Raw genomic sequence first — 25874 nt, 5'->3', positions numbered from 1 at the left:
AGCCACCGGTCAGGGGGTGTACAGCTCCGGGCGCGGGGCCCGGTCGACGGCCACCCGGCCCCCGGTCTCCAGCGACCGGACCCCCGCCTCGGCGACCACGGAGGCCGCGTAGCCGTCCCAGACGCCCGGGCCGGTGACCTCGCCGCGCCGGGTGGCGTCGACCCAGGCCTGCACCTCGCGGTCGTAGGCGTCGGCGAAGCGGACGAGGTAGTCCTGGGGCACGTCCTCGGCGGCGGTGCCGCGCGCCGTGACCACCATCGTGTGCTCGTCGCCGATCCGGGCGCTGCCCGCCTCGCACACGGCCTCGCAGCGCACCTGGTAGCCGAAGCCGCAGTTGACGAAGACCTCCACGTCGACCAGGGCGCCCCCCTCGGTCTCGAAGATCACGAACTGCGGATCCGCCAGGCCCTCCGGCGCGCCGGCCGAGGGCGCGGGACGCAGCACGGTGACGGCCGTCAGCTCCTGGCCGAGCAGCCAGCGGGCCGCGTCGATCTCGTGCGAGACGGAGCTGTTGATCAGCATGGCGCTGGTGAAGCCGGCGGGGGAGGAGACGTTGCGGTGCGTGCAGTGCAGCATCAGCGGACGGCCCAGGCTGCCGCCGTCCAGCAGGGACTTCAGGCGCCGGTACTCGCGGTCGTAGCGCCGCATGAAGCCGATCTGCGCCAGCCGGCGGCCGAGCCGGGCCTCGGCCTCCATCACGCGCAGCGCACCGGTGGAGTCCGGCACCATGGGCTTCTCGCACAGCACCGGCAGACCGCGCGCGAAGGCGGCGAGCAGTGCCTCCTCGTGCGCCGGCCCCGGGGAGGCCACGAGCACCGCCCCCACGCCGGGGGCGGCGAGCGCGGCCGCCACCTCCGCGTGCACGCCGACCCCGTCCAGCCCGGCCACCGCATCCTTCGCCCGCTCGACATCGGGATCGGCCACAGCGGCCACCCGCGCACCACTCACCACCCGACTGATGCGCCGTATGTGATCGGCCCCCATGTGCCCAGCCCCCAACACCGCCACCCCGAGCACCTCGCCCATGCACCCACTCCTCTCCTCGCCGATCCCGCCGAGCGTACGCCGGGCACGAGGCGCCGGGTCCGGAGCGGGGAGGGGCGATGACGGGGGCGCCTGTCCGCGACGCCGGGAGCGGGGTGCCGTGTGCGAGGCCTGACGGCATCGGGCCCGGAGCGCCGGAGGCGAACGCCGGGTCGAAGCGCCGCCACGGGCACCGAACCGGGACCGTGGGCCTGGAAGGGCGGCCCTGGAGCGCCGGGCGGGAGCGCAGACCTGACGTCCGGGACGAGGGCCGGCCGGGAGCGTCGAGCAGCCGAGTGCGGGCCGTGTGACGCGGGGTGTGAAGAGCCGGCCAGGAGCCGGGGCGGGCAGCGTCGGACCCGGAGCCCAGGCCTTGAACGCCGGACATGGAGCGCCGGTGAGTGAGCGCGGACCTGGAGCGCGGAGAGAGGTGCCGGACCCGGAGGGGCGGAAAAAGGCGCCGGGGCGCGAGCGGCGGGGAGGGGCGTCGGGCCGCGAGCGAGGGTGGCCGGGGTGGCGGACCGGGACCGGTCGCGAGCGGCCGGGGGCCAGGGGCGGCGGGGGAGCGTGGGCGACGTGGGGAACGGTCGGTCGGGGGTGCTGGGGAGCGCGGCCCCCGGTCGGGGGGCGGGGGCCTCAGTAGCGCAGTACTCCCGCGATGCCGCTCGCGTCGCCCAGGGTGCCGTCCGGTACGAAGCGGACGTCGGCGCCGGTCTCCAGGCACTGCTCGACGATCTCGTCCACGATGTCGTCGCGGGCATCGAGGTCCTCGGGCTCGGCGGGGACGAGGTGGTCGCCCTGGTCGCGGACGGCCGCGCGGAAGTTCTCCTCCACCGCCAGGAGCCGCACGCGGCCCTCCCGGGCGCTCTGCCACAGCTCGTCCACCCCGGCCGCGAACGTCCGGTGCCCGCGCGCCGAGATCAGCTCCCGGATCACCTCCGTGGTGTCCCGCCGCGCCTCCGCCGCCAGCACCGGCCGCAGGGCCTGCCACACCGCCTCGGGCCCGGCGTTCGCGAGCCCCCCGTGCGGCACGTGCACGGCGGACCGGGCCACACTGCCGGCCTCGTCCAGCAGGGACAGCGCGGCCTGCTCCCCGGTGACGTACACCGGACGCGGATGGTCGCGCAGCACCGCCCCGAGAGCGGTGTCCGCCTCGCGCAGGAACTGACGCGTGCCCTCGTCGCGGAACGTGCTCGGCATGTCGCCGACCCGCATCTGGCGCTCCGCGTCGAAGTTCTCTCTGTTGCGGACCAGCGGGAAACCGCCGGCGTGGTCCTCCACCACCCGGTCGTCGCCGCCGCTCCACAGCGTGACGCGGTCGGCCGACACCGACAGCACCCAGAAGGGCCGCTCGGCGGCCTGCGCGGAGACTAGGTTGCGGGTGAGGAAGGTGTCCGACAGCACCACCCGCTCGGGGACGGAGCGGGTCAGCGACCACACCTGGTGCTCCCCCGGCGCCGCGAAGATCACCAGACCCTCCTCGGCGTGCGCGAGGTCGACCTCCGACAGTGCGCGGTCGAGCTGGGCGACGACTTCCGCGCGCCGCTCCCGGGTGACCGCGGGGTCGGATTCCAGCCGCTTCTTGGCCTCGGTCACCACATTGCGCAGCCGGACCGGATCCTGCCCGTTCTCGGGTTCGCGGCGGTGCGTCGGCGTCAGCACGGACACCGCCGGGTAGGGACGCGGGCGCCGCAGTTCGGCGAGGGTTGCGGGACTCAGTGCGTGCTCCATGACAGAACGATAGGGCGGAATCACCTGTCCGGCATTCGGGGCAAATCCCCTCGCCCGACAGCGTTGTGTCGTAGATCGCATGCACAGTGTGAGCGGACCGACAGGGGGCGCGACAGGCGAGGACAGAGGCCTTCCCGCGCACTGCTGTCACACACCGTCAGCTTTCCCAAGTCCGTTGGACACACAGCGTTTACATGCGTTCGGCATCTCGATCAAACGGACTTGCTATGGTCTACCCGTCGGTAGCGCAGAGCTGCCGGGGGGATCACGAGGAGCCGTCCGACCAAGGGCTCCCCGGGCGTGGGGTCGAGCGCGACGACCCGGCAACGAGGCCGGGCCGGCCACCGCCTCCGAGCGTTCGTGCGACGCTCCTCGAACTCCGCCTCCTCGCCCACTCATTCAGACAGGTGAGACTCGTCCTATGGCACGTTCCCTGGTCGATTTACTGACCACGCACGCCTCGAACCATCCTGACCGCATCGCCTACCGCTACCTGGTCACGGGCGACTGCGACGGAGAGATCCAGGAACTCACCTACGGCCGGCTGACCACCCGCTCCCGCGCCGTCGCCGCCTGGCTGCAGGAGCGCGGACTGGCCGGCTCGCGCGCCATGCTCCTCTTCCCGCCCGGCCTGGAGTTCGTCTCCGCCTACCTCGGCTGCCTCTCGGCCGGCGTCGTCGCCGTACCCGGCGTACCCCCGCAGGGCCGCGCGCAGAACCACCGCGCCCTGACCCGGATGAAGCGCCTGCTGGCCGACGCGGACGCCAGGGTCGTCCTGGGCGGCCGCGAGGTGATCGCCGCCCTGGACGGCATCGCCGCGCACCTGCCCGAACTCGACACGGTCACCCGCGTCGCCACCGAGGACATCCCCGACGAGGCGGCCAACGCCTGGGCCCCGCCCCGACTCGGACCGGACGACGTCGCGTTCCTCCAGTACACCTCCGGCTCCACCTCCGCCCCGCGCGGCGTCGTGGTCACCCACGGCAACCTGCTCGACAACGAGCGGGTCATCACCGAACGCATGGGCCACACGCCCGAGGCCATCGCCGCGCACGGCCACGAGATGTTCGTCAGCTGGCTGCCCGTCTACCACGACATGGGGCTCATCGGCCCGGTCCTGAACACCGTCTACCTCGGCGCCACCGCAACCCTGTTCTCCCCGCTGCACTTCCTGCAGCAGCCCACCCGCTGGCTGAGCGCCATCGACCGCTACCGCCCGCACACCAGCGGCGGCCCCAACTTCGCCTACGAACTCTGCCTGAAGCACGCCGACCCCGACCTCCTGGACGGTCTCGACCTCGGCTCCTGGCGGGTCGCCTTCAACGGGGCCGAGCCGGTGCGCGCCGCCACCCTGCGCCGCTTCGCCGACACCTTCGCCCCGGCCGGATTCCGCCGCGAGGCCCTCTACCCCTGCTACGGCCTGGCCGAGGCCACCCTCATGGTCACCGGCGGCACCGTCGGCGTCCCGCCGACCCTGCTCGCCGCCGCCGACGGCACTCCGAACGCGGGGGAGGCCGACGCGGCCGCCGTGGGCTGCGGCCGGCCCGGTCCCGGCGTGACCGTGGCGATCGTCCACCCCGAGCGGCAGCAGGAGCTGCCCGAGGGAGAGGTCGGCGAGATCTGGGTGGGCGGAGCCGGCGTCGCCAAGGGCTACTGGCGCAACGCCCTCGCCACCCGCGAGACCTTCCGCGCCCAACTCCCCGGGCACGAGGGCCGGTTCCTGCGCACCGGCGACCTCGGCCTGCTGCGCGGGGGCGAACTCTTCGTCACCGGACGGCTCAAGGACCTCATCGTCGTCGACGGCCGCAACCACTACCCGCAGGACCTGGAACTCAGCGCCGAGCTCACCCACCCGGCCCTGCGCCCCGGCTGCACGGCGGCGTTCTCCGTGGACACCGGCACGGACGGCGAACAGGCCGTCGTGGTCGCCGAGATCTCCCCGGACAACGCGGGCGAGGCCGAGAAGATCACCGACCTGATCCGCAGCGCCGTCGGCGAGTCCCACGGACTCGCCGTGCACGACGTCGTCCTCGTCAGGGCCGGCACCATCCCCAAGACCTCCAGCGGGAAGATCCAGCGCCGCGCCACCCGCACGGCGTACCTCGACGGCACCCTCTCCGTGGTGACCGCCCCCGCCCTGGACTGACACCGGCCGCCGGTTCCGTACCGCCGCGACGCCCCTCTTCGCCGTACCGCGCACGCCTCGCGCCGTACGGACCTCCAGCCTGACCCGAGTTTCCGAGGACACCTGCCCAGATGCCTGCGAACGAGTCCCCGAAGCGGACCCCCGAGCCGTCCCTGACGACCTCCGAGGGCGTCCGGGCCTGGCTGGCGTCGGCCGTCGCCGAGGCGACCGGGACCGACCCGGCGCACCTCGACCACGACCGGCCGCTCGCCGAATTCGGCTTCGGATCACGGCAGTTGGTCACCCTGGCCGCCGAACTCGGCACGCTGACCGGCCGGACCCTGGAACCCTCCCTCGTCTTCAACCACCCCACCATCACCGCCGTGGCCGAGGCCGTCCTCCAACCGGCGGCCCCCGAGGTGACCTGGGCGACGCCCGGAGCCGTCGGCCGCACGGCGTCCGGGGACGACGTGGCGATCATCTCCCTGGCCTGCCGCTTCCCCGGCGGAGCCGAGGACCCCGAGAGCCTGTGGCGGCTGCTGGCCGCGGGCGAGGACGCCATCGGCGAGGTACCGGCGGGCCGCTGGGACGCCAGCGGCCTGTACGACCCCGATCCCGAGGCCACCGGCAAGGCCTACACCCTGCGCGGCGGCTTCCTCGACGGCGGCATCGACCGCTTCGACGCGGCCTTCTTCGGCATCTCGCCGCGCGAGGCCGCCGCGATGGACCCCCAGCAGCGGCTGCTCCTGCAGACCACCTGGGAGGCCGTGGAACGCGCCGGGATCCTCCCGGAGTCGCTGAACGGCAGCTCCACGGGCGTCTACCTCGGCCTGTACGACAGCGGCTACCTCGCCGCCGCCTCCCTCGCCCAGCTCGACGGACACGTCGGCACCGGCTCGGCCGCCAGTGTGGCGTCGGGACGCCTCGCCTACACCCTGGGCCTGCAGGGGCCCGCGGTCACCGTCGACACCGCCTGCTCCTCCTCGCTGGTGGCGCTGCACCTGGCCGCGCGTGCCCTGGCGAGCGGGGAGTGCGACCTCGCCCTGGCCGGCGGGGCCACGCTGCTGGTCACGCCGCGCGGGCACGTCGAGTTCAGCCGGCTGCGCGGGCTCTCCCCGACCGGGCGGTGCAGCCCCTTCTCCGCCGACGCGGACGGGGTCGTCTGGGCCGAGGGCTGCGGTCTGGTGCTGCTCAAGCGGCTCGCGGACGCGCGGCGGGACGGTGACCGGATCCTGGCCGTCGTCAAGGGCTCGGCGATCAACCAGGACGGCCGCAGCCAGGGCCTGTCCGCCCCCAACGGCCCCGCACAGGAACGGGTCGTGCGCGCAGCCCTGGACGCCGCCGGGCTCACCCCGCACGACCTGGACCACGTCGAGGCGCACGGCACCGGCACCCGGCTCGGCGACCCCATCGAACTGCGGGCACTGGCCAACGTGTTCGGGCCGGGCCGCCCGGGCGACCGGCCGCTGCGCATCGGCTCACTGAAGTCCAACATCGGCCACACCCAGGCGGCCGCGGGCATCGGCGGCGTCATCAAGACCGTCCTCGCCCTCGGCCACGAGCGGATACCCGCGTCCCTGCACGCCGAGCGGCTCACCGACCACCTCGACTGGGCCGACAGCGGGCTGGAGGTGCCGACCGGCGGGGTCGCCTGGCCGCGCGAGGAGGGCCGGGTGCGCCGGGCGGGGGTCAGCGCCTTCGGCATCAGCGGCACCAACGCCCATGTGGTGCTGGAGGAGCCACCGGCCGCCGCCGCTCCCGCCGAGGTCCGGGCAGGTGCCGTACCCACCCTCTTCCCCCTCTCCGCCCGCAGCCTGCCCTCCCTGCACGGCCAGGCCGCCCGGCTGCTGGCCGCGCTCGAAGAGCGCCCGGAGCTGCCGCTGCCCGCGGTCGCCGCCACCCTCGCCCACCACCGCACGGCCTTCGACCACCGTGCCGTGGTCCAGGCCGACGACCGCCCCCAGCTCCTCGACGCCCTGCGCGCCCTCGCCGCCGGCCGGCCCGACCCCGACCGCACCGCCGGCCCGCAGCACGCCGCCCCCGCCGGAAAGCTGGCCTTCGTCTTCCCCGGACAGGGCAGCCAGTGGGCGGGCATGGCCCGCGACCTGCTCGAGCGGGACCCCGTGTTCGCCGACGAACTCGAACGCTGCGACGCCGCCCTGCGCCCGTTCACCGAGTGGTCCGTGGCGGCCGTGCTGCGCGGCGACACCGGCGCCCCGCCCCTGGACCGCGTGGACGTCGTCCAACCCGCCCTGTTCGCCGTGATGGTCTCGCTGGCCGCCGTGTGGCGGGCCCGGGGCGTCCGCCCGGACGCGGTGATCGGGCACAGCCAGGGCGAGGTCGCGGCGGCCTGCGTGGCCGGCGCGCTCAGCCTCAACGACGCGGCCGCCGTCGTCGCCCTGCGCAGCCAGGCCCTGACCGGACTGTCCGGCACCGGCACCATGGCCCTGATCGCCCTGCCGCACACCGACGTCGAGCCGCTGCTCGGCGACGGCCTCGCGGTCGCAGCCGTCAACAGCGGCCGGGCGACCGTCGTCGCGGGCCCCGGGGAACCGCTCGACGCCCTGCTCGCGGACCTCCAGGCACGCCAGGTCTTCGTCCGCCGCCTCGACGTCGACTACGCCTCCCACAGCGCCCAGGTGGCACCCGTCCGCGACCGGATCCTCGACGAACTCGACGGCGTCACCACCTGCCCCACGGACATCGCCTGGTACTCCACCGTCACCGGCGAACCGGTCACCGAGGAGCAGGAGGCAGGCTACTGGTACACCAACCTCCGCGAGACCGTCCGCTTCGCGCCCGCCGTCGCGCGCATGCTCGCCGACGGCTACCGCCACTTCGTGGAGCTGAGCCCCCACCCGGCCCTGCTCACCGCGCTGCGCACCGTCGGCGAGGACACCGGCCACGACCTCACCGCCGTCGGCTCGCTGCGCCGCGACGAGGACGGCCCCGCCTGCCTGGACCGGGCCGCCGCCGAACTCCACGTCCACGGACGGCCGCTCGACTGGCGCCGCCTGGTCCCCGACGGCGACATCGCCGACCTGCCGACGTACGCCTGGGACCCGCAGCGCCACTGGATCGAGCCCGAGGCCGGCACCGGCGGCCCCGCCCTGTTCGACCGCGCCGCGCACCCGTTGCTGGGCATCCAGCTGCAGTCCGCCGACGAGACCCGCTGGACCTTCCGCAACGAGTGGTCCGCGGCCACCGCCGACTGGCTGCCCGACCACACCGTCTTCGGCCGGACGGTGGTCTCCGGCACCACCCTGATCGAGCTGTGCCGCGCCGCCCTCGCCGCGGCCCGGCCGGACGCCGCCGACGTCACCGACCTGCTCCTGCTCAGCCCCCTGGTGCTGCCCGCATCCGGCACGGTCGAGGTCTCCGTCGAGGTCGTCACCGCCGGCGCCGTACCAGAGATCACCGTGCACAGCCGGCCGCGCGCCACCGACGCCCCCGGCTGGACCCTGCACGCCACCGCCTCGGCCGCCGACCCGGCCCCGCCCGCCGCCGACCGGCCCCCGGTGTGGCCCGACGCCGCCGAGGAGAGCTGGACCGCCGGGACCTACGACCGCCTGGCCGCCCTCGGCCTCGGTTACGGCCCCGCGTTCCAGGGCGTACGGTCGGCGGTCACGACCGGAGACGGCGTACTCCTCGCCCGCCTCGCCCTGCCCGCCGCCGCCCGGGACGGGGCCGACCCCTACCCGGTGCACCCGGCCCTGCTGGACGCCGCCCTGCACGTCTCGGCCGCCCTCGCGGCCGACGACGGGCGCCCCCTGCTCCCCGTCGCCGTGGGCCGCTGCGTCCTGCCGTACGGCGGCACGGGCGAGCTCACCGCGCGGGTGCGGCACACCGGCGGCTCCGCCACGGACCTCACCCTGGACGTCACCCTGTGGGACACCGACGGCCTGCCCGCCGGCCGCCTGGAGGCCGTCCGGCTGCGCGCCGTCGACGCGGCCGACCTCGACGCCGGTTCCGGGAACGCCCGGCACCTGTACGAAACGGCCTGGACGGCCGTCGAGCGGCCCGCCGCCGCACCGGAGACCACCTGGACCGTGACCGGTGACGCCGCCGACCCGCAGGTCGCCGCCGCCCGGAGCGGCCTGGAGCCGTGTGAGACGGGCGCCGGGACCGTCGTACGGTTCTGGCCGCGCCCCGCACCGGACGCCGAACCGGTGGCCGGCGCACACGAGTGGGCGGCCACCGCGCTCGGTGAACTGCAGCGGCTTCTCGCACTGCCCGGGGAGCAGGCGCCGGCCCGGACGGTCTGGGTGACCCGCGGAGCGGTCGCCGCCGCCGACGGGGACCCGGTGTCCGGGTACGCCCAGGCGGTGCTGTGGGGCCTGGCCCGCAGTGCCCGGGCCGAGCACCCCGACCTCGGGCTGACACTGCTGGACCTCGACGACTCCGACCCCGTGCCCGCGCTCCGAGCCGTGGCGAAACTCGCCGACGAGCCCGAGATCGCCGTACGCGACGGGAGGTTGTTCGCGCCCCGGCTGGTGCGCGCCCGTCCGGCACGCGAGGGGGCCGAACCGGCCGGCCCGCGGGACACCGTTCCCACGGACGGCACCGTCCTGGTCACCGGCGGACTCGGCGCGGTCGGCGGCCACATCGCGCGGCTGCTGGCCGAACGCGGCGTTCCCAGGCTCCTGTTGACCGCCCGCATGGGAGCCGATGACCCGCGTGCCGCCGAGGCGGTCGCCGAACTGGCCGCGCTCGGCGCCCAGGCGGAGGTCGTCGCCTGTGACGTCACCGACCCGGACGCCGTCGCCGATGTCCTCGCCCGGGCCGGTGCGCACGCGCCCCTGCGCGGGGTCGTCCACTGCGCCGGCGTCCTCGACGACGGCGTGGTCGCCGAGCTGACCCCCGAGCGGCTGGAACGGGTGCTGCGGCCCAAGGCCGACGGCGCCGCCCATCTGCACCGGCTCACCGCCGACGCCGAACTGGACCTGTTCCTGCTGGTGTCGTCCGCCGCCGGCGTCGTGGGCAACCCGGGCCAGGGCAACTACGCCGCCGCCAACGCCTTCCTCGACCAACTCGCGCACCACCGCCGGGCCATGGGCCTGCCCGGTCTCTCCCTCTCCTTCGGTGCCTGGGCCGGTGAGGGCCTCGCCGCCGCCCACGCCGACCTGGACCGGATGGCCCGGCTCGGCCACCGCGCCCTCACCCCGGAGCAGGGCCGCGACCTGGTGGCGCTCGCCCTGCGGCGGGGCGCCCCGCACCTGGTCGCCTGGGCGCTCGACCTGCCCCGCCTGCGCGCGTCGGACGCCGCCGGCACCGCCCTGTGGCGCTCCCTGCTGCCCGCCCCACGCCCCGCCTCCCGGGCGGGGGAGGCGCTGGCCGGCCGGCTGGCCCGGCTGCCCGAGCCCGAGCGGGCCGAGCGCGTCCTCGCACTGGTCCGCGACGAGATCTCCCGCGCCCTCGGCCTGCGCTCGGCGGAGTCCGTACGGCCCGACCAGCCGCTGCGCGAGCTCGGCATGGACTCCGTCACCGCCGTCGAACTGCGCAACCGCCTGGCCGCACGCCTCGGCACCCGGCTCCCCGCCACCCTCCTCTTCGACCACCCCACCGCCGGCCGGCTCGCCGAGCATCTGCTGACCACCGTGCCGGGCCGCACCACGCCCACGGTCCCGAAGACCCCCACGAGCGCGCCGGACACCGCGGAACCGATCGCCGTCGTGGCCATGGCCTGCCGCCTGCCCGGCGGGGTGAGCGACCCGGAGGACCTGTGGCGGCTGGTCGCCGAGGGCCGGGACGCGGTCGGCCCCTTCCCCTCCGGCCGCTGGGACGTCGAGGCGCTCTACGACCCCGACCCGGACGCCCTCGGCAAGTCCTACGCCCGAGAGGGCGGATTCCTCGACGACATCGAGTCCTTCGACGCGCCCTTCTTCGGCATCACCCCGAAGGAGGCCGCCGCCATGGACCCGCAGCAGCGGCTGCTGCTGGAAACGGCGTGGGAGGCGCTGGAGCGCGCCGGGATCGTGCCCGCGCGGCTCGCCGGCAGCACCACCGGCGTCTACGTCGGCATGTTCGGCAGCGACTACCTGGCCGGTTCCCGCCTCGACCAGCTCGACGGCTATGTCGGCACCGGCTCCGCGCTCAGCGTGGCCTCCGGCCGGCTGGCGTACGCGCTCGGCCTGCACGGACCGGCGCTGACCGTGGACACCGCCTGCTCCTCCTCCCTGGTGGCGACGCACCTCGCGGCCCAGGCCCTGCGCAACGGGGAGTGCGACCTCGCGCTGGCCGGCGGGGTGACGCTGATGGTGACCCCGCAGACCTTCGTGGAGTTCAGCCGGTTGCGCGGGCTCTCCCCGACCGGCCGCTGCCGTTCCTTCTCCGACGACGCCGACGGCGCCATCTGGGCCGAGGGCGCCGGCATGCTCGTACTGAAGCGGCTGGGCGACGCCGAGCGGGACGGCGACGAGGTGCTGGCCGTCCTGCGCGGCACGGCCGTGGGCCAGGACGGCCGCAGCCAGGGCCTGTCCGCGCCCAACGGCCCCGCCCAGGAACAGGTGATCCGCCGCGCCCTGGAGCTGTCCGGTCTGGAGCCCGCCGACATCGACCACGTCGAGGCGCACGGCACCGGGACGACCCTCGGCGACCCGATCGAGGCGAACGCCCTGGCCGCCGTCTTCGCCGGCTCCCGGCCCGGGGACCGGCCGCTGTACCTGGGTTCACTGAAGTCCAACATCGGCCACGCGCAGGCCGCTTCCGGCGTCGCCGGACTCATCAAGGTCGTCCAGTCGCTGCGGCACCGGACGCTGCCCCGCACCCTGCACGCCGGCACACCCAGCCGGCACGTCGACTGGGCGGAGAGCGGGCTGCGGCTGCTCCAGGAGCCGGTCGCCTGGCCGGCCACACCGGGGCGGGTGCGGCGGGCCGGGATCAGCGCCTTCGGCATCAGCGGCACCAACGCCCACGTCATCGTGGAGGAGGCCCCGGCCGCACACGCACCGCAACCGGCACCGCAGGAGCTCGAACTGCCCGCCTCCAAGCGGCTGTTCGTACTCTCCGGGCGCAGCGAGGCGGGCCTGCGCGGGCAGGCCGCGCGGCTCGCCGCACACCTCGGCCCGGACGCCGCGCTCCCCGACGTCGCCCACACCCTGGCCCGGCACCGCAGCCACTTCGAGTGGCGCACCGCGGTCGTCGCCGGCGACCGGGAGGAACTGCTGTCCTCGCTCAAGGCGCTGGGCGGCGGCCGCAGGCCCGTGCCCGCACCGCGCGAGGAGCAGACCGGCAAGGTCGCCTTCGTGTACGCCGGGCACGGCGGCCAGTGGACCGGCATGGGGCTGGAACTGCTGGACCGGTCGGAGGCCTTCCGGGCGGAGCTGACCCGCATCGACGCGGCCGTCGAGCGGCAGGCCGGCTGGTCGGTGCTCAACGTCCTGCGCGCGCCCGAGGAGTTCTCCCCGCTGGAGCGCACCGAGTACCTCCAGCCCGTCCTGTTCGCCGTCAACGCGTCCCTCACGGCGGCCTGGCGCGAGCTCGGCGTCACCCCGGACGCGGTCGTCGGCCACAGCCTGGGCGAGATCGCCGCCGCCTACAGCGCGGGCGCCCTCACCCTGGACGACGCCGTCACCGCCGTCACCGCGCGCGCCACGGCGGTCGTCCCGCTCGTCGGGCTCGGCGGCATGCTGGCCGTCGAACTGCCGCCCGCGGACGTCGAGAAGCTGCTCGAACCCTACGGCGGCCGGCTGTTCGTCGGCGCGGTCAACGCCCCCGGTGCCACCGCCGTCTCCGGCGAGACCGAGGCGCTCGACGCACTGCGCCGGCACCTGGCGGAACAGGGCGTGCCGACCCGGGTCCTGTCGACGCCGTTCGCCTCGCACACCCCGCTCATGGATCCCTTGCGCGAGGAGCTGCTCGACCGCTTCTCCGGCATCCGCGGCACCCGCACCCCGGTCCCGCTTTACTCGTCGGTGCGCGCCGAGCCCGTCGCCGGGGACGGCCTGGACGCCGCCTACTGGTTCGCCAACCTCCGCCGCCCGGTCCGCTTCGCGGACACCGTTCGGCGCATGCTGGACGACGGCTTTCGCTACTTCGTCGAACTCAGCCCGCACCCCTCGCTCGTCCCGGCCGTCGAGGCCGTGGCCGCCGACGCCGGCATCGACGCGGTCGGCACCGGCTCCCTGCGCCGCGGCCGGGACGGGCAGGACGTACTCCTCGGCAGACTGGGGGAGTTGTACACCGCCGGGTACACGCCCGACTGGACGGCGCTGTTCCCGCACGGCCGCCGCGCGCCCCTGCCCACCTACGCCTTCGCCCGGGAACGCCACTGGCTCGCCCCCGCCCCGGCCGGCCCCGGCGGCGGCTCTCCGCTGCTCGGCACCCACGTCCAGGCCAGCGACGAGCCCGGCCGGGACCTCTTCCAGACCGAGATCGACCTGAGCGACAGCCGGTTCGCCTATCTGACCGACCACCGGGTCACGGGCGAGGTGTGGCTGCCGGGCGCCGCCTTCCTCGACCTGGCCCTGGAAGCCGCGGCCACCGTCTCGGACGGCGACGCGGTGCAACTCGCCGACGTCCGGTTCGCCCAGCCGCTGCGCCTGGACGCCGAGCGGCCCGTACGCCTGCAACTGGCGCTGCGCGACGCCGAGGACGGCTTCCGGGAGTTCACCATCGCCTCCGCCCCGGCCGGCCGGTCCCACTGGGAACGGCACGTCACCGGGCGCATCGCCCCGACACCCGCCGGCCCGCAGGAGGGGCCGGGGCTCGCCGCGCTGCGCGAGCGCTGCGCCGAGCGGGTCGACCTGCCCGGCGTCTACGCCGGCCTCGCCGCCCTCGGCATCGACTACGGCCCGGCCTTCCGGGGCCTGGACGACGGCCACCAGGACGGCGGCACCCTGGCGGTCGCCCGTCTGGCCGCCCGCCCGGCCGCCGGACACCTGCTGCACCCCGCCACCCTCGACGCCTCCTTCCACACGGCGGCGCTTCCCGCCGACGCACCCGACGGCAGGGCGTTCGTCCCCGCCGGCGCCGCGCGCGTCCACTTCACCGGCCGCCGCACCACCCCCGCCTGGGCGAGCTGCGCCCTGGGCCCGGTCGAGGGCGACACCGCCACCCTGGACCTGCGGCTGTGGGACGAGCAGGGCCAACTGGTCCTCGCCGCCGACGGGTTCCGGCTCGCCGCCCTCTCCCCGCTGGACGGCGCCCTCTTCGAGACCCGCTGGCAGCCCCGCCCCGAGGCCCGGGAACAGCCCGCCGGGGGCGGCTGGCTGATCCTCGCCGACGAGAGCGGCGTCGCCGACGAACTCGCCGCCCGGATCGGTGACTCGGCGCCCTGCGTCGTCGCCCGCCCGGGTGCCGCGTACGGCGTCGAGGGCCCCGGCCGCCACGTCCTCGACCCGGCCGACCCCGGCCACCTCTCCCGGCTGCTGGACGAGGCCTTCCCGGACGCGCCGCCCGCGCGCGTGGTCCAGCTGACCGCGCTCGACGCCCCGCCGGTCACCGACGAACGCAGCGCCGAGGAAGCGGCCCGGCTGTGCTGCCTGACCACCCTGCACCTGGTCCGCGCCCTGACCGAGCGCCCACGCGGCCGGGCACCGCGCCTGTTCGTCGTCGTCCGCGGCAGCCAGGCCGCCGGGGACAGCACCGCGGTGACCCATCCCCAGCAGGCCCTCGCCTGGGGGTTCGGCCTCACCGTCGCCCAGGAGCACCCGGAACTCGCCACCACGCTGGTCGACCTGCCCGCCGACGGCGGCACCGACGCCCTGTGGACCCAGCTCCGGCACGCCGACGACGAACGGCTCGTCGCGCTGCGCGACACCGGCCGGATGGTGCCGCGCCTGGCCCGCACCCGCCCCGACGACGACGGCGGCCACCCGGAACAGCCGGACGGCGTCCACCTGATCACCGGTGGCCTGGGCGGCCTCGGCCGGGTCGTCGCCGAACGCCTCGTGCGCCGGGGCGCCCGCCGGCTCGCCCTGCTCAGCCGCACCGCGCCCGACGCGGCCGCCACCGCCTGGATCCGGGACCTTCGGCAGCGCGGGGTCGCCGTGCACCTGCCCCGCGCCGACGTCGCCGACCGGGCCGCACTCACCGCCGCCCTGGACGCCCTGCGCCGGGAGGCGGGACCCGTCGCGACGGTGGTCCACGCCGCCGGTGTGCTGGACGACGCCACCCTGGCGAACCTCACCGACGAGCGCGTCCGGCGGGTCCTCGCGCCCAAGGTGCTGGGCACCGCCCTGCTCACCGAACTGGTCCCGGAGGCAGCCAACCTGGTCCTGTTCGCGTCGGCGGCCGGCCTGCTGGGCTCGGCCGGACAGAGCCCGTACGCGGCGGCCAACGCCTTCCTCGACGCCTGGGCGCACTCCTTGGCCCGCACCGGCCGGCGGGCGCTGAGCCTGGACTGGGGCGCCTGGGCGGGCGTCGGCATGGTCGCCGAGTCTACCGCCCGGGCCGCCGAGACCGGCCGCTCCGGTCTGATCGCCTTCTCCCCGCAGGACGGCGGCGAACTGTTCGACCGTGTCCTGGCCACCGCACGCCGCCAGCTCGCGCCCCTCGCCCTCGACCCCGACCTGCTCGCCCTCGACCCGGACGCGGCACGCGGCCGCCCCATCCTGGCCGACCTGGTCACGGTCCCGGCCGGCGGCGGGGCCACCGACGACCTCGTGCACAAGGTGTTCGCCGCCGCCACCGCACAGGAGCGCGCCGAATGGCTCGAGACCTATGTACGGGCCCGGGTGGGCGAGGTGTCCGGCGGCGCGGTCGACGTGTTCGCCACCACGGCCCTGAAGGAACTCGGCCTGGACTCCCTGATGCTGGTCCGCCTGCGCAACGCCTTCGCCCGCGAGCTGGGCGTCGAACTCCCCGCCTCCGACGTGTTCTCCGCCGCCGACGTCCGCAGCCTCGCCCGCACCCTCGCCGAGGCCCTGCCCGAACGCGCGACACCGACCGGGCGGGCACGGACCGGGCCCGCGCGCGAGGTGCCGGAGACCGACCTGCGGCCCGCCACCCGCGACGTCGTACGACTCCTGCGCAGCGCCCGGCCCGGCATGCCCGACGCGGCCCACGGCGTCGGCCTCGCCGTACGGCTCACCACGGCGACCACCCGCGCGGCCCTCACCGGCATCCTCGACCGGCTCGCCGCCCGGCACGCCGCCCTGCGCACGGCCGTCGTGCCCGGCGCCGACGGCGGACGGCACCTGCGCGTGGACCGACAGCCGCCGGCGCCCCTGCTGCGCTGGACCGACGCCACCGGCGTGGACGCCGCCGAGCGGCTGCGGCTGCTGCTGGAACCGCCGTTCGACCTGGCCGCCGCGCCGCTGTGGCGGTTCGAGCTCATCGACGGCGACGACCGCGGCCAGCTCCTCGTCTTCGGTGCCCACCACGCCGTCAGCGACCTGCAGTCCCTGCTCCTCGTCGCCGCGGAGATCGACGCCGAGCTGTCCGGCACCCCGCTGGACGGCGAGGTCACCAACCGGGACATCGATCTGCTGATCGAGGCCCAGCAGGGCGACGGCGAGGGCCCCGGCGACGAGTGGCGCGCGGCCTTCGAGGGCAGCGAGCGGCTCGACCTGACCCTCGCCCGCCCGCGCCCGGACACCCGCTCCTACCGCTCCGGAAGCGTGACCCTCACCCTGCCTGACGGGCTCGGCGAGCGCATCGCGGCCGCCGCGAGCGACCTCTCCGTGACGCCGGCCGCGTTCTGCCTCGGCACCCTCACCGTGCTGCTGGCCAGGAAGCGGGAGCGGGAGCGGTTCGTGCTCGCCGTGCCCGTGGACACCCGCATCCACGCCGACGCCCACGGCGCGGTCGGCTTCTTCGGCGTCCCCGTGCCCTTCCCGGCCCGGGCGGCGGCGGGGGAGCGGGTCGCCGCGGTGCTCGCCCGCACCGACGACCGGCTGCGGCAGGTGCTGGCGAAGGGCGCCATGTTCTCCGACGTGCTCGCCACGCTCGCCCGGCAGGGCCTGCACCGGCCGAACGCCCCGCTGGTCGAGGTGTACTTCAACTACGTCCGGTTCTCGGGTGAGTTGAGGAACCTGGAGGTGCTGCCCGCCGGCGTCGGCCACACCGACCTCGACCTGATGGTCACCATGACCCCGGACGCGGGCACCGTCCGCCTCGACCACAACCTGGACATCCTGGACGCGCAGACCACGACCGGACTCGGTGAGGAGTTCCTGCGGCTGCTCGAGGAGACCGCGCAGGACGCGAACGGACTCGTACGGGAGAACGTCGCGACCGACACCACTCCGGTCACCGAAGCCGACCTTGAGGGTCCCCGGATCGGGCTCGCCGCCACCTTCGCGCTCGGCAACCTGCCCCTGCTGTGCGAGGCGGCGCTGGAGGAGGAGCGGGCGAGCGCCGTGGAGGCGCCGTACCACCAGGTGCTCGCCGCGCTCCAGGACCCGTCCGGCGTCCTGTCCGACCCCGCCACCGCGGTGGGCGTCGTCCTGCTGCGCGCCGCCGACCTGGAGCGGTTCGGGCCCGTGGACGACACGGTCCTCGACGAGCTGGGCACCGCCTACCCGGCCGCGCTGAAGTCCCTCGCCGAACGCACCCGCAGGCCCCTCGTCGTCGGCATCCTGCCGACCGCCGCGCCCGCGGACCGCTTCCTCGCCTGGGAGCGGCAGCTCGCCGCCGCCCTCGACGGACTCCCCGGCATCGCCGTGCTCGGGCCCGACGACTGGACCCGCCACCACACCGTCGAGGACCCCTTCGACGCGCGCACCGAACGCCTCGCCCACCTCCCGTTCACCCCGGAGTTCCAGGCGGCGGCAGCGCTGAGCCTGGCGGAGGTGGTGCGGGCGGTACGGCGCCCCGCGCCGAAGGTCATCGCCGTGGACGGCGACGAGACCCTGTGGGGCGGAGTGGCCGGTGAGTGCGGACCCGAGGCGGTGGACCTCACCGGACCCCGCGCCCTGCTGGCCCGCAGGCTGCTGCAGTGGCGGGCGGCGGGCGCGCTGCTCGCCCTGGTCAGCAACAACGACGAGGCCACCGTCCGGGCCGTCCTCGACCGGCCGGACAGCCTGCTCCGGGCGGAGCACTTCAGCGTGCTCTCCGCCGCCTGGGGACCCAAGCCCGGCCGCCTCGACGAGGCCGCCCGCGCCCTCAACCTCGGTCTGGACAGCTTCCTGTTCCTGGACGACAACCCGGCCGAGATCGCGAAGATGCGGTCGGCGCTCCCGCAGGTGCTCTCCGTGACCTGCCCGCCGGCCGCCGAACTGGAGGCGTTCCTGGGCCGGTTGTGGCCCCTGGTCCCGGCGGCGGCCACCGCCGAGGACGCCCTGCGGGCCCGCTTCTACGCCGAGGAGCGCGAGCGGGACGCCGTGCGCGCGGGCGCCGGGTTCGAGGAGTTCCTGGCCCGGTTGAACCTCGAGGTCGACATCCGGGAGCTGGGCGGGGCCGACGTCGAGCGCGGTGAGCAACTCGTGCGCCGGACCAACCAGTTCACCCTGCGCGCCCGCTCCGCCGACGGCGGCGACCTGGCCCGCTGGCGCGAGCGGGGCGAGGTGTGGACGGCGTCGGCCCGCGACCGCTTCGGCGACTACGGCCAGATCGCGCTGCTCGCGGTACGGGCCGACGGAGACCGGCTGGACGTCCTCGCCTGGCTGATGAGCTGCCGGGCGCTCGGCCGGGGTGTCGAGGAGCGGCTGCTCGCCCGGCTCGCCGACCGCGCCGAGGAGCTGGGCTGCGCCAAGGTCCGCATCACGGCGGAGCGGACCCCGCGCAACGCGCCGGCCCGGCGGCTGCTGGCGGCGCTCGGTGGCGGGGACCCGGACGACGCCCGCCTCGACGTCCTGGTCACGCCCGACCGCCTGCGCGCCTTCCGCTCCTGGGAACAGCCGTGAGGACGCCTCGGACGGCAGCAGTGAGGAACACGACCATGCACAACGCGAAGGGCACTCATGCGTGACGTGAACGAGGAGCCGGTGCACGCCGGCCGGCGAGCGGTCGCCGAGGCGATCGAGCGGGGCGGCGGCGGGCTCGGCGTGTCCGACCTGCTGGCCCGGGTCCGGGCGGCGGCCACCGCGCCCGAGCCCGCCCCGGCCACCGCGCCCGACCTGGACGCGCTGACGGCCACCATCGCCGCCGCGGCCGGCCGCCACCTGCCCGCCGGCCGGCTCGCACCCGACGCCGACTTCTTCGACGCGGGCGGCTCGTCCGTCGACGCGGTGGAGCTGGTCGCCGAGCTGGAGGGCGAACTGGGCATCGAGGTCGACCTGGACGAGGTCTTCGCGGACGCCCGCCCGGCGAGCCTGGCGCGGCGATGGCTGCCGCTGGTGGGGGGCGGCGCGGTCCCGGCCGCTGCGGCGACGTCGGCCGAGGCACCGGCGCCGGCCGGGGCGCCGGTGCGCACCACGGCGCCGGCCGGGGCATCCGCAGCGGCCGTAGCCTCGGTGACCGCACCGACGCCGGCATCGACGCCGGTCAGCCCGCCGGCAGGAGGCGGAGCACCGGCACACGCACCGGCGCCGGCCCAGCCCCCCGCCCCCCACTCCCGGGCCCGCCGGGAGGACCTCGACCAGATCCTCGCCGACCTCGCCCTCGCCGACCGGCTGCCCTTCACCGACGTCCCCGAGCCGCTGCCACCGCGCCGGATCCTGCTGACCGGCGCCACCGGCTTCCTCGGCAGCCACATGCTGCTGGACCTGCTGCGGCACAGCGACGCGCACGTGTACTGCCTGGTCCGCGCGGCCGACGAGGAGGCCGCGACCGCCCGGCTCGCAGCGCAGCTGCGCGCCTACCGGCTGCCGTGGTCCCCGGAGGTCCGCCGCCGGATCACGGTCCTGCCCGGCGACATCCGCCGCCCGCGCCTCGGTCTCACCGACGAGCAGTGGCACACCCTGGCGCACGAGCTCGACAGCGTCGTCGGCGTGGCGGCCGCCGTGGACTTCCTGCGCGGCTATCAGTCGCTGCGCGGCAGCAACGTCCTCGGCGCCCTCACCCTCGCCGAACTCGCCGCGACCGGGCGGCCGAAGCCGCTGCACCACATCTCGTCCATCGCCGTGTTCAACGAGGTCGGCATCACCTCGATGGGTGAGGACGACCCCCTCGCGCACGTCGACCGGCTCGTCTCCGGCTACGACCAGTCCAAGTGGGCCGCCGAGGTGGCCCTGCGCCGCGCCCGCGACCACGGCCTGGTCGTGACCGCGCTGCGCCCCGGCGGCATCGGCGGCCACACGAAGACCGGCGCCTACAACGCGCAGGACCTCAGCAGCGGCCTGATCTCGGCCTTCGGCCGCTTCCGCACCGTCCCGGCGTTCCACTACCTCAACGCGGCGCCGGTGGACTGGGTGAGCCGGGTCGCGGTCGCCGCGATCTGCGAACCCGACGCCTGGGGCTTCGACTACCACCTCACCGGCGTGCCCAACACCCTCGACGACGTCGTACGGGACATGGCGCTCGGCGGCATGCACGTCCGCGTGCAGGACTGGGACGAGTGGCGCACGGACATCCTCGCCCGGCTGGAGGCCGAGCCGGTGCCCGAACTCGCCTTCCTCTCCCGCGTGTTGCAGAGCCCGACCGCGCTCAAGCTGTGCGAGGCCACCCTCAAGGGCCCCGCCGCCGCCGGTGAGCGCACCGACGCCCTGGTCGCCGCCCTCGGCCTCGCCCCCGCCGCCCGCTACGACGCACAGGCCCAGCTGAAGACGTTCGAGAAGCTCGCCGACGACGGCCTGGCCCGGCTCCCGCACAAGGACGACCAGCCCTACCTGTGGTTCTCCGAGACCACCGAGGGCACGGTCGGCCCGGTCGGCGCCACCTCCGGGACGCCCTGCTCCATGGCGCTCACCCTGTCCATCGCGAGCATGTACCAGCTGGTCAGGGAGCGCCGGGTGGACGTCACGGGCGAGGTGACCTGCAGCGCGATGCACCCCGAGCCGCTGACCGTGGAGCGCGGCGACGTCTGGATCCGCCCCGAGGAGGGCATCCCGCAGCGGCACGGTCTGCGGCATCAGCTCCTGCGCTACCGGCTCACGCTGTGCGACGCCGACGGCAACCGGTGGTGGCTGGAGGGCCGCAAGTACGCGCGGGCCCGCCGGGACCTGTGGCGCCAGACCCGCGCCCTCACCGTGGAGATCGGCCGTGAGGGCGAGACCGCGAGCCTGCTCGGCGAGGTCGTCGTACCCGCCGACTCCTACGTCCGCGACCAGATCGACGGCATCCGCGTCGACCCGCGCCTGACCGCCCAGGAGAAGCGGGCCGCCAAGCTGACCTGGCTCGCCTGGTTCGGCCTGGAGATGGGCCGCGGCCTCGTCGCCCCGTTCGCCCGGGCCGCCGCGGACCTGCTCGACCTGCGCCGCACCCCGACCCTCACGGAGCAGCACCGATGATCTTCCGCACCACTCCCTCCCGGACGGCCCGGCCGGCGCTGCGCAGGGTGCGCACCACTGCCGCCCCGCGCCCGCTGCGCCACCGCCTCGACCCGGCCCGCGTGGAGGAGATCCCGTTCCGCGCGAGCGACGGCGTCCGCCTCGGCCTGACCCGCGTGGACACCGGTGCCCCGGGACGCCCGGCCGTGCTGCTCCTGCACGGGCACACCGCCTCCGCCGACATGTTCCTGCTTCCCGAGACCCGCAACCTCGTCGACGTCCTGCTCGACGACGGCTACGAGCCCTGGCTGCTGGACTGGCGCGGCAGCTGCCGGCTGCCGTACAACGAGACCGGGCAGCGGTACACGTACGACGACGTGGCCCTGTACGACATCCCCGAGGCCGTACGGCACATCCGCGCGCGCATCGGCGACCGGCCGCTGTTCGTGGTGGCCCACTGCATCGGCTCGCTCACCCTGTCGCTGAGCCTGACGGCCGGGCTGGTCCCGGGCCTCGCGGGCGTGGTCTCCCAGGGCGTCTTCCTCACGCCCAGGCTCGCGGGGCGGACCTCCCTGCGGATGTCCGTGGCGGGGGAGCTGCTGAAGTCCCGCATCGACCACATCCCGGTCGACTTCCGCCGGGTGGGCCTGTGGTCGAAGTACACCCCGCTGTTCGCGCTGGCCGCCCGCAGGGCCGCGTGCCCCGACCCGACCTGCCAGATCCTGCACAACTCGGCCTGGGGCACCGGGGCCTCGCTGTTCGCCCACGAGAACCTGCACCCGGTCACCCATGACCGGCTCGCCGAACTCCTCGGCCCCGCACCGCTGTGGATCCTGCCCCACCTGCGCCGGATCGAGCTGGCCCGCAGCGTCGTGCGCTGGCACGACACCGACCACCGCTACCGTGCGCTGCCGCCCAACGCGCTCGACGCAGCGGACCGCATCGACACCCCGGTGCTGCTGCTCTCGGGCAGCGAGAACGGGCTCTGGCTGGACTCGCAGCGGCTCTGCCACGAGGTGCTGGGCCACCGGCAGCCCCAGCTGGACGTCTCGTACACCGAGATCCCCGGCTACGGGCACCTGGACACGTTCCTGGGCCGGGGCGCGGCGCTCGACGTCTTCGGGCACATCCTCGAATTCCTCGGCGCACGGCGGTGACGGCCGCCCGGCGGGCCGACTAGCCTACCCGTCAGTAACCGGATCGCTCCCCAGGAGGCGCCCCATGCCGCAGCTCGAAGTCGACGGCGCGACACTCACGTACGACGACGAGGGCCCCCGCGACGGCGTCGGGGTGCCCCTGGTGTTCGTGCACGGCTGGACGGCCGACCGGCACCGCTGGGACCACCAGCTGGAGCACTTCTCCACCGGGCGCCGGGTGATCCGGCTGGACCTGCGCGGGCACGGCGAGAGCAGTGGCGCGGGCTCGCGGACCATCGAGGACCTGGCCCGGGACGTGCTGGCCCTGCTGGACCACCTCGAGGTGGAGCGGTGCGTCCTGATCGGGCACTCCATGGGCGGGATGATCGCGCAGACCATCGCCCTGTCCCACCCCGGGCGCGTCGAACGCCTGGTGCTGGTCAACTCCATCGGCCGCATGACCTACAGCCGGGGCCGGGGCCTGCTCATGACGGTGTCCACCCTCGTGCCGTTCAAGGTGTTCGTCGCCGCCAACATCCAGCGCGCCTTCGCCCCCGGGTACCCCCGCGAGGAGATCCGCTCCTACATCCGGGCCTCCGCCGCCACTCCGCGCGAGGTCGTCATGACCTGCTACTCCGCCATGCGCGCCTTCGACGTCCTGGACCGCGTCGGGGAGATCCGCGTGCCCACCCTGCTGGTGCACGGCTACCACGACATCCAGCTGCCGGTGCGGCAGATGCTGCGGCTGGCGAAGGCCTGCCCCGACGCGGTGGTCCGCATCATCGACGCCGGCCACGAGCTGCCGGTGGAGAAGCCCGCCGAGCTGACCGCGGCCCTGGACGCGTTCCTGACCCCGAAGCAGTAACGGCCGGGCCCCTTGGCGAAGTTTTTGCCCGTGGCCGGTTCCCGGCGGCCCCGGCCCGGGGCGACGGCGGTCCGGTGGCCTCGCGCGGGCAAAACGCGGCCGAAACCGTGGGGGAGGGGAGGCCGCCCGGGGCGGGGCCGCGTTGACCGCCGGGAGCGCCTGACGGAGGCTCGTCATATAGGTGCTCGATACAACTGGTTGGCGGCCGTCCCCTGTCCCCCTCGGACGACACGGGCCGGGCGCCCGCCGGAGGCAGGAGGCAGCGCATGTGCGGCATCACCGGATGGGTCTCCTACGACCGCGACCTGACCGCAGAGGACACCGCACTGCGGGCGATGACCGAGACGATGGCCTGCCGGGGTCCCGACGACCGCGGTACGTGGGCGGAGGGGCCCGCCGCGCTGGGACACCGCCGGCTCGCCATCATCGACCTGCCCGGCGGCCGGCAGCCGATGACCGTGCGCACACCCGGCGGAACCGTCGCCCTCGTCTACTCCGGGGAGACGTACAACTTCACCGAACTGCGCCGCGAACTCGTCGCCCTCGGCCATGAGTTCACCACCGACTCCGACACCGAGGTCGTCCTGCGCGGCTACCTCGCCTGGGGGGACGCCGTCGCGGAGCGGCTGAACGGCATGTACGCCTTCGCCGTGTGGGACGGCCGCCACGGCGAGCTCGTCATGATCCGCGACCGGATGGGCATCAAGCCGTTCTACTACCACCCGACCGCCGACGGCGTCCTGTTCGGCTCCGAGCCCAAGGCGATCCTCGCCCACCCGCTGGTCCGCCCGCGCGTCTCCCAGGACGGGCTGCGCGAGCTGTTCACTCTGATCAAGACGCCCGGCCACGCCGTCTGGGACGGCATGCGCGAGGTCGAACCCGGCACCGTGGTCACCGTCGGCCGCGGCGGGATCGCGACCCGCGTCTACTGGCGGCTGGAGACCCGCCCGCACACCGACGACCGCGACACCACCGTCGCCACCGTGCGCACGCTCCTCGACGACATCGTGCGCCGCCAGCTGGTCGCCGACGTCCCGCGCTGCACCCTGCTCTCCGGCGGCCTCGACTCCTCCGCGATGACCGCGCTCGCCGCCCGGCAGCTCGGCGAACGCGGCGAGAAGGTGCGCAGCTTCGCCGTCGACTTCGTGGGCCAGAGCGACCACTTCGTCGCCGACGAACTGCGCGGCACCCCGGACGCGCCCTTCGTGCACGACGTGGCCCGGCTCGCCCGCACCGACCACCAGGACATCGTCCTGGACACCCAGTCCCTCGCCGACCCCGCCGTACGGCAGCGGGTGATCCGCGCCCGGGACCTGCCGGCCGGGTTCGGCGACATGGACGCCTCCCTGCTGCTGCTCTTCCGGGCCATCCGCGACCAGTCCACGGTCGCCCTGTCCGGCGAGTCCGCGGACGAGGTCTTCGGCGGCTACCTGCAGTTCTTCGACGAGGACGCCCGCCGCGCCGACACCTTCCCCTGGCTGGTCCGCTTCGGCCGCCACTTCGGCGACGACACCGACGTCCTGCGCCCCGAGCTGGCCAAGTCCCTCGACCTGGACGGGTACGTCGCCGACGGCTACCGCTCGGCCGTCACCGGCATCGAACGCCTGGACGGCGAGAGCGACTTCGAGTACCGGATGCGGCAGATCTGCCACCTCCACCTGACCCGCTTCGTGCGCGCCCTGCTCGACCGCAAGGACCGGATGAGCATGGCCGTCGGCCTGGAGGTCCGGGTGCCGTTCTGCGACCACCGGCTCGTGGAGTACGTCTACAACACGCCCTGGTCGCTGAAGTCCTTCGACGGCCGGGAGAAGAGCCTGCTGCGGGAGGCGACCGCGGACGTCCTGCCGCGCTCGGTGTACGAGCGGGTCAAGAGCCCGTACCCCTCCACCCAGGACCCGCGGTACGCCCGCGCCCTCCAGGACCAGGTCAAAGACCTCCTCGCGCGGCCCGCCCACCCCGTCTTCGACCTGGTCGACCGGGACCGGGTGCGGCAGGCCGCCGAGCGTGCGGCCCCCGTCAGCAGCCAGGTCGCCCGGCGCGGCCTGGAGCGCGCCCTCGACCTGGCCCACTGGCTGGACCTGTACTCCCCGCAGCTGGTCCTCAGCTGAGCCCGATGGCCCGGTCCGCGGCGGCCGCCGTCGGCTGCCACCACGTCGTCACCGGCTCCCACACCAGGACCTCGCTGCCGGTGCCCAGCTCGGCGGCGGTGAACGAGCGGCCCCACTGGAACGCCGACGGGCTGACCCCGATCCCGGGCACCCGGCGGGTCTCGGGGTCCGCCGGGTCGGCGATGGTGCGCACGTCCGCGTACGCCGTCCTGCCCGCGCGCAGCGTGTACGTCCCGCCGGAGCTGTCCGGCACCGGGAGGGCCACCCCGTCCAGGTCACCGAAGGTGACCGTGGGCACCCGGTCGACCAGGCAGGCGCGGGGGCCGCGGTTGGTCACGCCGAGGCGCAGCACGGTCGGATCGGCGGACGCGGCCTTGGCCCGCACGGTCAGCACTTTCTGCGCGCAGCGCGCGGCCCGGTCGGGCGCGGGCGCGGGCGCCGCCTGGCTCGGCGGTGCGGTCAGCAGCAGGGCCGTGGCGGCGGCCGGGACGGCGGATACGGCGAGGGCGGTGCGGATGCGCATGACGGGTTCCCCTGTCGGTCACGGACGGATACGGCGCGCCGAGGCACGCCTGCCCGGTGTGACGTCCCGGATGCCCGGGAGGTTGTGCCGATTTCGAGCCGGTTACCCGGTTG

The 25874-nt window shown here is 75.3% G+C and carries 9 protein-coding genes; 6 read left to right on the top strand and 3 right to left on the bottom strand.

The annotated features are described in order from the left end of the window. Positions 1–9: 9 nt before the first annotated feature. Together ACZ404_RS10105 and ACZ404_RS10100 are read right to left on the bottom strand one after the other, a co-directional pair. On the bottom strand, positions 10–1026 hold the full coding sequence (locus ACZ404_RS10105) for a Gfo/Idh/MocA family protein (protein ID WP_468437876.1): 1017 nt from the start codon (positions 1024–1026) through the stop codon (positions 10–12). A gap of 633 nt (positions 1027–1659) precedes the next feature. Next, positions 1660–2754, bottom strand: coding sequence for a baeRF3 domain-containing protein (locus ACZ404_RS10100; RefSeq protein ID WP_468437874.1), 1095 nt, complete (start codon positions 2752–2754; stop codon positions 1660–1662). Positions 2755–3175: 421 nt separating this feature from the next. On the opposite strand from ACZ404_RS10100, the gene ACZ404_RS10095 reads away from it, so the two are divergent. The 6 genes from ACZ404_RS10095 to asnB all read left to right on the top strand — a co-directional run bounded on the left by ACZ404_RS10095 (position 3176) and on the right by asnB (position 25238). Then, on the top strand, positions 3176–4900 hold the full coding sequence (locus ACZ404_RS10095) for a fatty acyl-AMP ligase (RefSeq protein ID WP_468437872.1): 1725 nt from the start codon (positions 3176–3178) through the stop codon (positions 4898–4900). A gap of 110 nt (positions 4901–5010) precedes the next feature. After that, on the top strand, positions 5011–18666 hold the full coding sequence (locus ACZ404_RS10090) for an SDR family NAD(P)-dependent oxidoreductase (RefSeq protein WP_468437870.1): 13656 nt from the start codon (positions 5011–5013) through the stop codon (positions 18664–18666). A gap of 57 nt (positions 18667–18723) precedes the next feature. Further along, entirely contained in the window at positions 18724–21150 is a 2427-nt protein-coding gene (locus ACZ404_RS10085) for a thioester reductase domain-containing protein (RefSeq protein ID WP_468437868.1), read from the top strand. Further along, the gene (locus tag ACZ404_RS10080) at positions 21147–22286 is read left to right on the top strand and encodes an alpha/beta hydrolase (protein ID WP_468437866.1); all 1140 of its coding nucleotides are present in this window, start codon (positions 21147–21149) and stop codon (positions 22284–22286) included. Before ACZ404_RS10085 ends, ACZ404_RS10080 begins: the two co-directional genes overlap by 4 nt. A gap of 64 nt (positions 22287–22350) precedes the next feature. Then, positions 22351–23130 (top strand): alpha/beta fold hydrolase, encoded by a 780-nt coding sequence (locus tag ACZ404_RS10075; RefSeq protein WP_468437864.1) that lies wholly within the window; start codon positions 22351–22353, stop codon positions 23128–23130. A 266-nt stretch (positions 23131–23396) separates the two neighbouring features. Continuing rightward, complete coding sequence (asnB, locus tag ACZ404_RS10070) at positions 23397–25238, top strand: asparagine synthase (glutamine-hydrolyzing) (RefSeq protein WP_468437862.1); 1842 nt, start codon at positions 23397–23399, stop codon at positions 25236–25238. On the opposite strand, the gene ACZ404_RS10065 is transcribed toward asnB, so the two are convergent. Beyond that, positions 25231–25761, bottom strand: a complete 531-nt coding sequence (locus ACZ404_RS10065; RefSeq protein WP_468437860.1) for a DUF4232 domain-containing protein — start codon at positions 25759–25761, stop codon at positions 25231–25233. The two genes, asnB and ACZ404_RS10065, sit on opposite strands and share 8 nt — an antisense overlap. Positions 25762–25874: the final 113 nt, after the last annotated feature.

The organism is Streptomyces sp. NPDC030798 (genome assembly GCF_055572275.1).
The sequence above is the reverse complement of the archived record's forward strand: the minus strand, read 5'-3'. Positions and strand labels throughout refer to the sequence as shown.

Bases quoted from the DNA above. Each gene is read 5' to 3' on its own strand.
- ACZ404_RS10065 (WP_468437860.1), bottom strand. From the start codon at position 25,761: ATGCGCATCCGCACCGCCCTCGCCGTATCCGCCGTCCCGGCCGCCGCC.
- asnB (WP_468437862.1), top strand. From the start codon at position 23,397: ATGTGCGGCATCACCGGATGGGTCTCCTACGACCGCGACCTGACCGCA.
- ACZ404_RS10085 (WP_468437868.1), top strand. From the start codon at position 18,724: ATGCGTGACGTGAACGAGGAGCCGGTGCACGCCGGCCGGCGAGCGGTC.
- ACZ404_RS10105 (WP_468437876.1), bottom strand. From the start codon at position 1,026: ATGGGCGAGGTGCTCGGGGTGGCGGTGTTGGGGGCTGGGCACATGGGG.
- ACZ404_RS10090 (WP_468437870.1), top strand. From the start codon at position 5,011: ATGCCTGCGAACGAGTCCCCGAAGCGGACCCCCGAGCCGTCCCTGACG.
- ACZ404_RS10095 (WP_468437872.1), top strand. From the start codon at position 3,176: ATGGCACGTTCCCTGGTCGATTTACTGACCACGCACGCCTCGAACCAT.
- ACZ404_RS10080 (WP_468437866.1), top strand. From the start codon at position 21,147: ATGATCTTCCGCACCACTCCCTCCCGGACGGCCCGGCCGGCGCTGCGC.
- ACZ404_RS10100 (WP_468437874.1), bottom strand. From the start codon at position 2,754: ATGGAGCACGCACTGAGTCCCGCAACCCTCGCCGAACTGCGGCGCCCG.
- ACZ404_RS10075 (WP_468437864.1), top strand. From the start codon at position 22,351: ATGCCGCAGCTCGAAGTCGACGGCGCGACACTCACGTACGACGACGAG.